General features: G+C 66.5%; 10 protein-coding genes. 5 read left to right on the top strand and 5 right to left on the bottom strand.

Annotated features, from left to right (window positions below; translation table 11 throughout):
- Positions 1 to 75 precede the first annotated feature (75 nt).
- Both EIP75_RS18120 and EIP75_RS18115 read left to right on the top strand, forming a co-directional pair.
- Complete coding sequence (locus EIP75_RS18120; protein WP_125244697.1) at positions 76 to 2,403, top strand: NADP-dependent malic enzyme; 2,328 nt, start codon at positions 76 to 78, stop codon at positions 2,401 to 2,403.
- A gap of 54 nt (positions 2,404 to 2,457) precedes the next feature.
- On the top strand, positions 2,458 to 3,366 hold the full coding sequence (locus EIP75_RS18115) for a DMT family transporter (protein WP_125244696.1): 909 nt from the start codon (positions 2,458 to 2,460) through the stop codon (positions 3,364 to 3,366).
- Positions 3,367 to 3,370: 4 nt separating this feature from the next.
- Here the strand turns inward: EIP75_RS18115 and EIP75_RS18110 are convergent, their stop codons facing one another.
- The 5 genes from EIP75_RS18110 to EIP75_RS18090 form a co-directional block, all read right to left on the bottom strand.
- A complete protein-coding gene (locus EIP75_RS18110) occupies positions 3,371 to 5,116 on the bottom strand; it encodes a sensor domain-containing diguanylate cyclase (RefSeq protein ID WP_125244695.1) in 1,746 nt (581 codons plus the stop codon).
- A gap of 41 nt (positions 5,117 to 5,157) precedes the next feature.
- The gene (locus EIP75_RS18105; RefSeq protein ID WP_125244694.1) at positions 5,158 to 6,351 is read right to left on the bottom strand and encodes an extracellular catalytic domain type 2 short-chain-length polyhydroxyalkanoate depolymerase; all 1,194 of its coding nucleotides are present in this window, start codon (positions 6,349 to 6,351) and stop codon (positions 5,158 to 5,160) included.
- Positions 6,352 to 6,459: 108 nt separating this feature from the next.
- A complete protein-coding gene (locus tag EIP75_RS18100; RefSeq protein ID WP_125244693.1) occupies positions 6,460 to 7,038 on the bottom strand; it encodes a VOC family protein in 579 nt (192 codons plus the stop codon).
- A 120-nt stretch (positions 7,039 to 7,158) separates the two neighbouring features.
- Positions 7,159 to 7,806 carry an ANTAR domain-containing response regulator gene (locus EIP75_RS18095; protein ID WP_125244692.1) on the bottom strand — a complete coding sequence of 216 codons (648 nt, stop codon included), beginning with the start codon at positions 7,804 to 7,806 and terminating at the stop codon, positions 7,159 to 7,161.
- Complete coding sequence (locus EIP75_RS18090; protein WP_233584939.1) at positions 7,793 to 8,971, bottom strand: transporter substrate-binding domain-containing protein; 1,179 nt, start codon at positions 8,969 to 8,971, stop codon at positions 7,793 to 7,795. Before EIP75_RS18090 ends, EIP75_RS18095 begins: the two co-directional genes overlap by 14 nt.
- Positions 8,972 to 9,350: 379 nt before the next feature.
- Here EIP75_RS18090 and EIP75_RS18085 point away from each other — a divergent pair, with 379 nt between their 5' ends.
- From EIP75_RS18085 to EIP75_RS18075, 3 genes are read left to right on the top strand one after another with little or no spacing between them, the layout of a single operon-like run.
- Positions 9,351 to 10,391, top strand: a complete 1,041-nt coding sequence (locus EIP75_RS18085; protein ID WP_125244690.1) for an aliphatic amidase — start codon at positions 9,351 to 9,353, stop codon at positions 10,389 to 10,391.
- Between the two features lie 17 nt (positions 10,392 to 10,408).
- Positions 10,409 to 11,233, top strand: a complete 825-nt coding sequence (locus tag EIP75_RS18080) for a CbbQ/NirQ/NorQ/GpvN family protein (protein ID WP_233584936.1) — start codon at positions 10,409 to 10,411, stop codon at positions 11,231 to 11,233.
- A 20-nt stretch (positions 11,234 to 11,253) separates the two neighbouring features.
- The gene (locus EIP75_RS18075; protein ID WP_125244689.1) at positions 11,254 to 12,951 is read left to right on the top strand and encodes a nitric oxide reductase activation protein NorD; all 1,698 of its coding nucleotides are present in this window, start codon (positions 11,254 to 11,256) and stop codon (positions 12,949 to 12,951) included.
- The last annotated feature ends 85 nt before the right edge of the window (positions 12,952 to 13,036 follow it).

The following is a 13,036-nucleotide window of genomic DNA, read 5'->3' as shown; positions in this document are numbered from 1 at the left end:
CACCCTGTAGGCGCCGGCCGACACTTGGCGTACCATGACGCCCCTCCGCGTCGAGAAGCATTACGAATTTCAGCCATGAGCTCTTCCAAGCCCCTGTCAGATGCCGAACAGGCCCTGCGCGATGCTGCGCTGGACTACCACCGCTCTCCCAACCGGGGCAAGATCGCCGTCATGCCGATCAAGCCGCTGACCAATCAGCGCGACTTGTCGCTGGCGTACTCGCCCGGCGTGGCCTACCCCTGCCTGGCCATCGAACAGGATCCGAACCTGGCTGCAGATTTCACATCGCGGGGCAACCTGGTCGGCGTGATCACCAACGGCACCGCCGTGCTGGGCCTGGGCGACATCGGCCCGCTGGCCTCCAAGCCGGTGATGGAGGGCAAGGGCTGCCTGTTCAAGAAGTTCGCCGGGGTCGATGTGTTCGACATCGAACTGGCCGAGCGCGACCCCGACAAGCTGGTCGACATCATCGCGGCGCTGGAACCCACGCTGGGCGGCATCAACCTGGAAGACATCAAGGCGCCCGAGTGCTTCTACATCGAGAAGAAGCTCAGCGAGCGCGTCAACATCCCGGTGTTCCATGACGACCAGCATGGCACGGCCATCATTTCCAGCGCAGCGCTGCTGAACGGTCTGGAACTGGTGGGCAAGCAGATCGGTGAAGTCAAGATCGCCGTGTCGGGCGCAGGCGCGGCAGCGATTGCCTGCCTGGACCTGATGGTGGGCCTGGGCGTCAAGCGCGAGAACGTGTTCGTGTGCGATTCGAAAGGCCTGATCCACACCGAGCGCACCGACAAGCTGGACGACTCCAAGCGCCGCTATGCGCAGCCCACCAACGGCCGCACGCTGGCCGATGCCGTGAACGGCGCGGATGTGTTCCTGGGCTGCTCGGCGGCCGGCACACTCACGGCCGAGATGGTCAAGACCATGGGCACGCAGCCCATCATCCTGGCGCTGGCCAACCCCGAGCCTGAGATCCGCCCTGAACTGGCCAAGGCCGCCCGTCCGGATTGCATCATCGCCACCGGCCGATCCGATTACCCGAACCAGGTCAACAATGTCCTGTGCTTCCCGTACATCTTCCGCGGCGCGCTCGATTGCGGTGCCACCAAGATCACCGAGGCCATGAAGCTGGCCTGCGTGCGTCAGATCGCCGATTTGGCCAAGGCCGAGACCAGCGATGAAGTGGCCGCGGCCTATCCAGGCCGCGAACTGCGCTTCGGCCCGGATTACCTGATTCCCACGCCGTTCGACTCACGCCTGATCCTGCGCATCGCGCCGGCCGTGGCCGAGGCGGCCGAAGCATCCGGTGTGGCCACGCGCCCCATCAAGGACCTGGCCGCCTACCGCGAATCGCTGTCGCGCTTCGTGACCAACACGGGCCTGTTCATGCGGCCGGTGTTCCTGGCCGCCAAGGCCGCGCCCAAGCGCATCGCCTATGCCGAAGGTGAAGACGAGCGCGTGCTGCGCGCCGCCCAGGTCGCCATCGACGAAGGCATCGCCAAGCCGATCCTGGTGGGCCGCCCCGACGTGATCGCCACGCGCATCGAGCGCGCGGGCCTGCGCCTGCAGCCCGGCGTGAACTGCGAGGTGGTCAACCCCGCCAACGACGAGCGCTTCAAGCAGTACTACGAGGCCTACCACCAGCTGCGCGGCCGCGATGGCATCTCGCCCGACCTGGCCAAGGTGGTGGTGCGCCGCTCCAACTCGCTGATCGCCACGCTGATGGTGCACCTGGGCGATGCCGACGGCATGATCTGCGGCGTGATCGGCCGCTACGACCTGCACCTGGAGCAGATCCGCGAAGTGATCGGCACGCGCCCCGAGGCCCATGGCCTGGCCGCCCTGAACGCGCTGATCCTGGACCAGTACTCGCTGTTCATCGCCGACACCTTCGTCAACGAAGATCCGACCGCCGAACAGCTGGCCGACATCGCCGTGCTGGCGGTGGAAGAGGTGCAACGCTTCGGCCTGCCGCCGCGCGTGGCCTTCCTGTCGCACTCGATGTTCGGATCCAGCACGCGGCCCTCGGCCCGCAAGATGCGCCGCGCACGCGACCTGTTCATCGAGCGCATGCCGCACGTGCCGGCCGATGGCGAGATGCAGGGCGATGCCGCCTTGAGCGAATCGGTGCGCCACAAGCTGCTGCCCGGCTCCACGCTGGACGGCACGGCCAACATCCTGATCCTGCCCAACATCGACGCCGCGAACATCCTGTTCAACGTGCTGAAGATGACCGGCGGGCAGGGCGTGACCGTGGGCCCGATCCTGCTGGGCGCAGCCGCACCGGTGCACATCCTCACGCCCTCAGCCACCGTGCGCCGCATCGTCAACATGACGGCCGTGGCCGTGGCGCACGGCGCGCAACTGCAAGCCGAGCAAGCCGAGCAAGCCGCTCGCTGAGGCCAGAGCCCTCAGGCCGGCAGCACACGCCATGGGCCGCTAGACTGGCGGCCCATGCTGTCTGCCAACCGCCCGAATTCCCTGATGCAGGGATACATCGCCGCCCTGACCACCGTCGTGATCTGGGCCGGCTTCATCCTCATCTCGCGCCTGGGTGGCAAGACCGCCCTCACCGGCTGGGACATCGTCGCGCTTCGGCTGGGCACGGCCGCCCTGTTCCTGTTGCCGTTCTCTCTGCGGCTGCCCGCGGGCACGTGGCGCAACCCGCGGCTGTGGATCCTGGCCTGGGTGGGTGGGATCATCTTCCTGGGGTTCATCTACGCAGGCTTCAAGCTGGCGCCAGCAGCCCATGGCGGGATCCTGTTGCCCGGGATGCAACCTTTTCTCGTGACGGCCCTTGCCTGGGTCCTGCTGGGCTCGCGCCCTGACCGGCAACGCCTTTGGGGTTTGCTGCCGATCGCACTGGGCGTGGCTTGCGTGGCCGTCCCGCAGATCACCGGCGCCCACCATGGCCAGAGCACCCTGGCCGGCGATGCGCTGATCCTGTGCGCCTCGGTGGCCTGGGCGGCCTACAGTGTGCTGGTCAAGAAGTGGGCCTTCGACCCCTGGCTGTTGACACGCTTCGTGGCGATCGCCTCGGCCCTGGTCTATCTGCCGGTGTACTGGCTGTGGCTGCCGCGCCATCTCGACCAGGTGCCCATGTCGATGCTGGTGCTGCAAGGGCTTTACCAGGGCCTGGGGCCCACCATCATCGCGATGATCATGTTCCTGCGGGCCGTGGAGATCCTGGGGGCCGAGCGCACAGGTGCGCTGGTGGCACTGGTGCCCGTGCTGGCCGGGCTGGGTGCCGTGCCGCTGCTCGACGAGCCGCTGACCGTCTGGCTGGTGGCCGGTCTGGCCCTGGTGTCCCTGGGCGCCTACCTTTGCGCACGCCCGCCGCGGCAGGCACGCGCCACACCCTGAGCCCTCAGGCGAGTTCGCCCACCTCGACCCGGTTGCGCCCCGCGTTCTTGGCACGGTAGAGCGCCTGGTCTGCGGCCTCGATCAAGGGGCCTGGCGCCATGCCGCCCTGGGGCACGAGGCTGACCAGCCCGACGCTGATGGTGACGCGTGGCACAGGTCCCACGGGCATGGAGGCCACCCATTCCAGCACCTTGCGGCCCAGCAGTTCTCCACCTCGCTGGTCGGTGTCCGGCAGGATCAGCAGGAACTCCTCGCCTCCCATGCGCGCCACGAAATCCGATGCGCGGCAGGTGACGGACATGCGCCGGGCCACCTCGGCCAGCACTTCGTCGCCCACGCCGTGTCCATGGGTGTCGTTGATCGCCTTGAAGTGGTCGATGTCCACCACCATCAAAGTCAACGGGGTCTGGCTGCGGCGGTGGCGCGCCAGTTCGTGCAGCAGGCGCTCATCGGCGGCGCGGCGGTTCGGCAGCTTGGTCAGCGCATCGTGACGCGACAGGTTGTCCAGCTCGGTGTTGGCGCGGGCCAGTTCGGCATTGCTGGCCTGGAGTTCGGCCGTGCGCTCGCGCACCTTGCGCTCCAGCTCGTCGCGCGAGGCCACCAGGGCCTGCTCGCGCTGCAGCAACTCCCGGGTCATGTGGTCCACGGCAGCCGACACCTGCATCAGCTCGGCCGCACCGCGGTGGTGGCCCATGTGCACGCTGCGGTCTCCGGCTGCGATGCGGTCGGCCGCCCGGGCCATGTCGACCAGAGGCCGGTTCAGTCGCCCGGCCAGCCACCAGACCATCAGCACCCCGAGCACGCCCACCACCACGCCCACGGCGATCACCGTTTTCTGAACCTGCACGGCCAGCTTGATGGCCACTTCGGGTGGCTGTCGCACCACCACGGTCCAGCCCAGGTCCGTCAAGGCATTGCGCGCCGGCACGCGGGCCAGAGCCGTGAGGTAGCGCCCGCCATCAGGCCAGTCCATCACGGCAGCACCATGCGCCAGCCCCTTGGGCATGGACAAGGCTTTGTCCAGACCCGTCAGGCCCTTGGGCTGGTGGATCACCAGGCCACCCTTGTCCAGGATAAAGACCTGCACTTTCTCGTATCGCGATCCTTGCGGCAGCAGCGATTCGATCACATCCTGAGCCCAACGCCAGCTGCCGTGCACGCCCAGCACCCCCACCACCGTGCCGTTGCTGTCGATCAGCGGGGCGGAAAAATCGATGAAGCGCCAGGGTTCGTTGTCAACCTGCGTGGGCAGCAATGTGGCCAGCAGCTTGGCAGGGTGCACATCCCCTGCGGCCGGGCCTTTCAAAGCGGCCTTGAACCAAGGCCTGGCGGACACATCCTTGCCTTCGAGCAGCCCGTGGGCGGCCACCTTGACGACCCCTTGTGCATCGGTCACGCCCAACCAGGCGAACTGGGGCCGGGTCTCCTGCATCTTCTCCAGCACCGGCAACCAGCCGTCCGGCTTGATCACGCCTCCGCCATCCTGCGTCAAGGCGGCTGACGAGGCCAGCAGATCCACCTCGCGCATGCGTTCGTACAGGCCTTCGGCCAGCATCACGCTGGTGCTGGCCGCCTGGGTATGGAGTGTCTGGCCCTGGTCGCTCACGGCCTGGCGCGCCATCAGCAGGTACACCACCAGCGCCAGGGTCGCCGTCAACACGAGCACCAGCCCACCGAACAGCAGGGCCGACTGCGCCCGAAAACTGGCCAGGGCCGAGAATCGGCGCGAAAGAATGGATAACAGCTTCACCCCGTCGTTGTCGGCGCTCCGGGGAGGAGCTTGAGCACCATTCAGGGAGCTTTGAGCAGATCGTCGATCATCGCCTTGACGGCGCGCATCTGCGGGGCGGACTTCTTGGCGAAATTGGGGGCGCCCGCGTTGTTCGCGGCATATTTCTCGGTATAGCCCCAGAAATCCCAGCACCCCTTGGGGTTGAACTGGTAGGGCTGGTAGAAGCTGCCGCGTGTGCTCGGCTTGACCTGCGGGTACAGCACCACGACACGGCCGGCCTCGGCCCAGCGGTTGTAACCCGCACCTTTGACGAACTGCAGGCCGTAGGCGCCCTGCCCTTCACCCTTGAAGCTCTGCCCCTGCTCGCACCCGTGGAAGGCCACATGCAGCCGGCAGCCCACGCCAGGCTCCTTGCAGGCCTTGGGCACATAGACCCAGCCGGTGGTGTCCATGCTGGTGAACGCCGATCCCGCGGTGTAAGGGCGCTGGCTGAATTGATAGAGGGCGCCTTCGTCCGCATCGACGGGCGTCACGGCCGCCAGATCGGGGTGCAGCCACTTGAGCAGCTCACCCGCTGTGTCCACCTGGCACTGGTTGATGAAGGGTGATTTCGTCACCCCGCAGGCTGCCGTGGCCTGCAGGCTGGGAAAGGCGTGCCCAGCCTTGGGCAGGTGTTCATGGTGGATCTGCGCCTCAGGCACCCCCAGATGCCGGTAGAGCAAACCGGCCGCGTCGACCAAGTTGCGCTCGACCACGTGATCCTGCCCTCCGGAGAGCAGGTAGATGCGGTGCCGTTCAAGGTGAGTGGGATCGTCGATGGCGCCCCGGTTGCCCTTCACCGCCCGTTCGCTGAACACCTCGTACACCCCGGGGCTGAAGGCCGTGCAGGCCATGCCGGGAAAAGCCTGCAACAGGCTGAGCATCAAGGGCTTTTCAGCCGGGCAGGAGCACCCCAGCATGGCCGTGCTGACGGACCCGCGGGAGCAGCCATACGGCCCGCCTGCCAGTACTGCCGCCCCCGACAGCGACGCCGAATAGGCCACACCGAACTGGCCGGCCATGTAGGCGCCGGAAGACAGGCCGGAGACCGTGACCTCATCGACCTTCAGCGCAAGCGAAGGCAGGTGGGGCAGCACCTCGGCCTTTACCGTGCCCAGCAGGGTGGCCAGTACTGCAGCACCCAGCGCCAAGCTCCGCACCACGTCCTTCAACATGCCGCGCGCACGGCGCAGCCCGATGGCATCGGCACCCATGGTTCACCCCCGCTTTCAGTGGCTCGTTGTTCTTGCTGCACCGCAGCATGTGCCTCAGCTTAAACGGCGAACCCGGCGGGTGTAAAGGGCCATCACCCCCCTAATGACTCAACGGCCCGGCTGCCAAAGCTTGACCTTGGCCTTTTCTTCGTAGGCCATGCCTTTGGGATACGAGATGAGCTCCAGCTGCATACCCCAGGGGGTGAGCACATACGTGATCGATTGCCCCGCTGCCGGACCGTCGGTGATGGGAAACGGCCCGATGAAGGTCTTCACCCCCAGGCTCCTGGCCTGCTTGACGGCACTGGCCAGGTCTTCCACATAGAACGCCACATGGTGACCGCCTATGTCGCTGTTCCTGGGTTGTGTTGCGGCCTGGTCCGGCGTCTTGTATTGGAAGATCTCGATGTTGGACCCTGCCCCACACCGCATCATCACGATCTGCTGGATCTCGGCCCGCGGGTTCACGTTGACCAGATCCTGCATCAACGTGCCTTGCTCATCCTTGATGGGCCCGAACCTGAAGGCCTCTTCGCACCCAAGGACCTCATTGAAAAAGCGGACGGCGGCATCGGCATTGGGAACGGTGAAGCCCACATGGTCCACCCCGCGGACGCCCGGCAATGGGCTGGCAAACGCCGCTGCGGACATGGATGCGACGAAGGCAAGGCTCAACAGCTTGTGCATGAACTCTCCAATGGTTTGGGAACACGCGCTCAGCACCAAACGAGCGCTGGCCATCTTTGAATCGACGGCGGCGATGCGCTATCCCAAAACCGAGGTTCACCTATCCACTTGGCGCCGGCTTCAATCGCGCTCGCGGTAGTTCAGCACCGCATCGGCCTGGATGATGGCGCTGGCGATCTCTTCCGTGCCCACCCGCTTGCTCATGGCCTGCTCACGGATCAGGCGGTAAGCCTCGGTATCGCTCACCTGGCGGGTGCGCATCAGGATCAGCTTGGCCTCGCTGATCTGGTTGGCGGCCAGCAGCTTCTTCTCCAGGCGGGCCACGCGCTTGCGGCCCTCTTTCATCTCGTCGTTCACGGCCAAGGCCATCACCAGCGACGACAGCACGCCGGACGAGCGCAGTGGCGTGGTCAGCACGGCCTGTGCGCCCAGCTCCAGCACGGCATCGAGGATGGTGGGGTTCTCATAATCGATCACGGCCACGATGGCCGGGGGCAACTCGGCCCGGGCCCAGGCATAGTTGCGCGCGGCCAGTTCGGGGCGGACAGCGCAGAACACCACGTCCACCGTGTCGGGCAAGACCTCCAGCGGTGGCCAGAAGGTGAGCGCGTGGCAGCCGATGCGCTGCAACTGCCCCGTCAGCATCTCGCCATCGGCGTCCTTGGGGTGGAACACCGCCACACGCAGGTGGCGCAGCTTCTTGAGCAGATCGGGCGTGGCGCGCTTGCCCCGCCCGGACACACGTGGCTTGGCATCAGGGGCGGCCATGGCGTGCCCCCTTCAACACCTTGAGCACCAGCGGATCGTTCCACTCGCCCACGGAATGGTTGACCAGGTAGGGATCGGGCTCGATGCCCTGGGCGGTTTCGGCCAGCACCTCGTACTGCCCTTGCGCATCGACACGGCCGATGCGCGGGTACAGACGGGTGTGGTGGTTGGCCGGGTCGATGCGCACGCGGCCCTGCGGCGCATCGAGCTCACTGCCCAGCAAGCTGGGCAACAGGCGATCAAGCTGATCGCTGCCAGCCGCACGCAAGGCATTGGCGAACAGGTGCACCTGGAAGTACGCGGCCTCCCAGCACATGTTGGGCTGCACCTCGGATCCGAACCGCGCCTTGAAGCGCGCCAGACATTCGTGGTTGAGCGCGGTGTCCAGCGACTGGAAATACGGCGCCGCGGTGATGTGCCCCTGCGCCACCGAAACGCCCATCTCCGCGGCTTCGACCTCGCAGGTGGTCAGGCTGGCGATGGGCATGCGGCGCGGGTCCAGTCCGGCCTCGGCATAGGCCTGGTAGAGCAGGCGCGTGCCGGCGCCCACCACGGTCGAGAAGATGAAGTCCGGCTGCTTGTCGAGGATGTCCTTGATGATGGGCGCGAAATCCTTCTCGGTGGCATCGAGCCGCACATAGCGCTCGCCTACCTTGGTGCCACCAGGCCGCGTCAGCACGAAGTCGCTCATCAGGCGGTTCGACTCGTATGGGTAGATGTAGTCGCTGCCCACCATGTAGACGCGCGATCCGAAGTGGCGCGTCATGTAGTCGGCCAACAGCACGCTGTTCTGGTTGGGCGCCGCACCCGTGTAGATCACGTTGTTCGAGAACTCGAAGCCTTCGTACAGCGTGGGGTAGAACAGCAGGCGGTTCCACTTCTCGACCACCGGGATCACGGCCTTGCGTGTGCTCGACATGTAGCAGCCGAAGATCACGTGCACACCGTCATCACGCACCAGCTGCGTGGCCAGTTGCTGGTAGCGCTGCAGGCTGGACTGCGGATCGCGGTGCACGGCCACCAGCTCTCGGCCATCGATGCCGCCAGCGTCGTTGATCTCGTGGATCGCGAACAAGGTACCCAGAAGTTGAGACCGTTCGATCCCCGCGGTGGTCCCCTCGCTGGAGAACAGAACGCCCACGTTGATGGGACTGGTGTTGGCCACGGCTACAGCATTCAAGGTGGTTGTCGTTCCTTTCATTCTCGCAAACGTGCAAGCCCGGCCACAATATTTTCGTGGCCTGCTCAAGCATGCTTGACAGGGCTTGAAGGCCGCCCTTATATTGATTCCACCGCAGTGCCCGCGACAACATCGTCGGGGCGCTGCCAAGGCAACAAGGCCTGATCGCGCAGACATGCGCTGTCAGGCCTTTTTTCTTGTTCGCTTGATGCCTGCATCGCGTGCCCTCCAGACACGCACCGCCACACCAGCGTGGCGCCTTCGCAGAGCGTTTCACCTCCCTGCCTCCTCCATCCCATCTCGCATGCGGATGCAGGCGAGCTCGTCCCTTCGTTTTCTGTTTGACACACCAGGAGCTTTCCAAATGATGCACGGCGATATTTCCAGCAGCAAGGACACCGTCGGCGTGGCCGTCGTCAACTACAAGATGCCGCGCCTGCACACCAAGGCAGAAGTGCTGGCCAACGCCCGCAAGATCGGCGAGATGATCGAGGGCATGAAGCTGGGCCTGCCCGGCCTGGACCTGGTGATCTTTCCCGAGTACTCCACCCACGGGATCATGTACGACTCGAAGGAGATGTACGACACAGCGGCCGCCATCCCGGGCGAGGAGACCGAGATCTTCGCGGCCGCCTGCCGCAAGGCCAAGGTGTGGGGCGTGTTCTCGCTGACCGGCGAGCGCCATGAAGAGCACCCCAACAAGGCGCCGTACAACACCCTGATCCTGATGAACGACCAGGGCGAGATCGTCCAGAAGTACCGCAAGATCATGCCCTGGGTGCCCATCGAGGGCTGGTACCCCGGCAACTGCACCTACGTGAGCGAAGGCCCCAAGGGCCTGAAGGTCAGCCTGATCATCTGCGACGACGGCAACTACCCCGAGATCTGGCGCGACTGCGCCATGAAGGGCGCCGAGCTGATCGTGCGCTGCCAGGGCTACATGTACCCCGCCAAGGACCAGCAGGTGCTGATGGCCAAGGCCATGGCCTGGGCCAACAACAGCTACGTGGCCGTGGCCAACGCGGCCGGCTTCGATGGCGTCTACAGCTACTTCGGGCACAGCGCCATCATCGGCTTCGACGGCCGGACGCTGGGCGAATGCGGCGAAGAGGACTACGGCATCCAGTACGCCGCGCTGTCGACCAGCCTGATCCGCGATGCGCGCCGCACCATGCAATCGGAAAACCACCTCTACAAGCTGCTGCACCGCGGCTACACCGGCAAGATCAACTCGCGTGAAAACGCCCACGGCGTGGCCGCCTGCCCGTATGACTTCTACACCAAGTGGGTGACCGACCCCGAGGGCACGCGTGAGATGGTCGAGTCCTTCACACGCTCGGCACCCGGCGTGGAGGATTGCCCCATCCCCGGCATCCCCAACGCCACCGACCTGCAGCACCGTTGATGAGGGGCGGCCACGCCATGCCACCGAGCACGCCGATGGACGATGCCGACCTGTCGGGCTACCGCATCGCCCAGGAACCGCATTACCGCGCGCAAGGCGACGAGATCACCTTGTTCGAAGCCGCCTGGCGCACGCGCATGCCCATGCTGCTCAAAGGTCCCACCGGTTGCGGCAAGACACGCTTCGTCGAGCACATGGCCTGGCGGCTGGGGCGCCCGCTGATCACGGTGTCCTGCCACGAAGACCTGACCGCAGGCGACCTGGCCGGCCGGTGGCTATTGGAGGACGACAGCACGCATTGGCAGGACGGCCCGCTGACGATGGCCGCACGCCACGGTGCCATCTGCTACCTCGATGAAGTGGTCGAGGCACGGCAGGACACCACCGTGCTGATCCACCCCCTGGCCGACACCCGGCGCCAGTTCACGCTGGACCGCAAGGGCGAAGTGCTGACAGCACACCCGGACTTCATGCTGGTCGTCTCCTACAACCCCGGCTACCAGAGCCTGTCCAAGGACCTCAAGACCTCCACCAGGCAGCGCTTTGCGGCCATCGACTTCGACTACCTGGCCCCGCAACAGGAGGCCGAGGTGGTGGCCACGGAAAGCGGCGTTTCGCCCGACATGGCCCAGCGCCTGGTGGCCCTGGGCGAACGCACACGCCGCCTGCGTGGACATGGCCTGGAAGAAGGTGCCTCCACCCGCATGCTGATCCATGCGGGTGCACTGATCGCGGGGGGCATCGCGCCCACCCTGGCCTGCCGCACCGCCATCACGGCACCACTGGCCGATGGCGAGGACATGCGCCTGGCCCTGTCGCAGGCCATCGACGCCCTTCTCTGAGCCTGCCGCAGCCACGCGCCATGCACGAGACCCTGGCCCCGCTGCGCACGCCGCTCACGCACTACCTGCGCCTGCTGTGGGGCACGCCACCGCCTTTGCACGACATCCCCGGCGCGCTGGACACCACCCGGCCCTTCATGTCCAACCTGGGCCTGCACCTGCCCCAGCAGCAACGCGGGGTGCGCGGCGTCCTGGCCGAACGCATGTACTTCGCCTCCGTGGCGCACGCCGCGGCGCACCGGGCCTTTCCGGCTACGCCGCACCAGGTGGGCTCGCTCAAGCCCTTGCAGCGCGTGCTGGTCGGCCTGCTGGAAGACGCCCGGGCCGAGGCCCTGGCCCTGCGAGAAATGCCCGGCCTGCTGCGCCTGTGGGGGCCGCTCCATGACACCGGCCCGGACGATGGCGGAGAGGTGCGCGTGCTGCTGGCCAGGCTTGCCCGCGCCCTGCTCGACGCGGACTACCAGGATCCTCACCCATGGATCGCCAAGGCTCGCCAGTTGTGTCGCGATGGCGCGCTGGCGCAACCCGCCTCGCTGCGCCAGGCCGCCTCGCTGCTGGGCCATGACATCGGCCAGATGCGCCTGCAGTTCGACGCGCGCAATTGGGTCGCCACACCCGCCTACCGTGACGACAATGCCCACCTGTGGCTGCAGGATGACGCCGCCGATGAGCCGCAGACCGCGGAGCTGTCCGAGGGCGCGCGGGCCACGGCACAGGCAGACACCGTCACGCAGCGCATCGATACCGGCGCGGAGCACGTGACGGCCTTGCGCGAACGCCCCGCACAGCCTGAGCAAAGCCCGTCACCACCGCCTGAGCTGCAGGCCCGGCCACCGCGTCGCTACCGGGAATGGGATCGGCTGATCGCGGCCTACCGACCGGAGTGGAGCACCGTGATCGACAGCTCCGTGCCCACACCCGAGCCAGGTGCCGATCAAGGAACGCCTGCAGGCATCAGCACCGCCCTTCAGCACCTGCTGCGTGCCAGCCAGGCCGAACACCCTGTTCGCCTGCGCGCGCAGCGCCATGGCGACAGCCTGGATCTGGACGCCGTGATCGAGCGCGCACTGGCCCGCCGCCGCGGTGAGATCGGCGAGCATGGCGTCCATCTGCAGACGCGGCGCCGGCGCCATGACATGGCCGTGCTGCTGTTGCTGGACCTGTCGCGCTCGATCTCGCAGCCCTCCCCCGAGCACCCAGCCGGACTGCTCCCACTGTTGCGTGACGCCGCCGAGCTGCTGGCCCAGGCCATCGAGCGCCAGGGCGATCGGTGCGCCATCCACGGGTTCCGATCGGCCGGCCGCCGGGATGTGCGCTACCTGCGCTTCAAGGACTTCAAGGAACCCATGACCCCGGCCATCACCGCCCGCCTGGCTTCGGTGCCGGGCGACTGCTCCACACGCCTGGGCGCCGCCCTGCGCCATGCCACCACCCTGGCGTGTGCCGAGCGCGCCGACCACCGCCTCGTCATCGTGTTGACTGACGGCGAGCCCTACGACATCGACATCCACGACCCGCGCTACCTGCTGGAAGATGCCCGCCGCGCCGCGCTGGAGGCCGCCTCGCACCGCGTGGCCGTGGGCGGCGTGAACCTGCTGGGGGATGACGCGGCTGGCCGCATGGCGCAGGTATTCGGCCACCGCCGCCATGTCGCCGCGAAACGCCTGCAGGATCTGCCAGACGCCCTGCGGGGGCTCTACGAGCGCATCGCCACATGAAAAAGTGGATTTCCGGAAATTGATCCTGCAAACCCGCCCTTCAAAAACCAACACCCAGCCCCATTTGCTATGCAATGGAGGCCCT

This window comes from Aquabacterium soli (assembly GCF_003933735.1).
Lineage (GTDB): Bacteria > Pseudomonadota > Gammaproteobacteria > Burkholderiales > Burkholderiaceae_C > Aquabacterium > Aquabacterium soli.
This window is presented reverse-complemented; position numbering and strand designations above follow the sequence as displayed.

What these genes read in the sequence shown, in the direction of transcription:
- EIP75_RS18120 (WP_125244697.1), top strand. Translation starts at nt 76, where the DNA reads ATGAGCTCTTCCAAGCCCCTGTCAGATGCCGAACAGGCCCTGCGCGAT.
- EIP75_RS18115 (WP_125244696.1), top strand. Translation starts at nt 2,458, where the DNA reads ATGCTGTCTGCCAACCGCCCGAATTCCCTGATGCAGGGATACATCGCC.
- EIP75_RS18105 (WP_125244694.1), bottom strand. Translation starts at nt 6,351, where the DNA reads ATGGGTGCCGATGCCATCGGGCTGCGCCGTGCGCGCGGCATGTTGAAG.
- EIP75_RS18100 (WP_125244693.1), bottom strand. Translation starts at nt 7,038, where the DNA reads ATGCACAAGCTGTTGAGCCTTGCCTTCGTCGCATCCATGTCCGCAGCG.
- EIP75_RS18095 (WP_125244692.1), bottom strand. Translation starts at nt 7,806, where the DNA reads ATGGCCGCCCCTGATGCCAAGCCACGTGTGTCCGGGCGGGGCAAGCGC.
- EIP75_RS18085 (WP_125244690.1), top strand. Translation starts at nt 9,351, where the DNA reads ATGATGCACGGCGATATTTCCAGCAGCAAGGACACCGTCGGCGTGGCC.
- EIP75_RS18080 (WP_233584936.1), top strand. Translation starts at nt 10,409, where the DNA reads ATGCCACCGAGCACGCCGATGGACGATGCCGACCTGTCGGGCTACCGC.
- EIP75_RS18075 (WP_125244689.1), top strand. Translation starts at nt 11,254, where the DNA reads ATGCACGAGACCCTGGCCCCGCTGCGCACGCCGCTCACGCACTACCTG.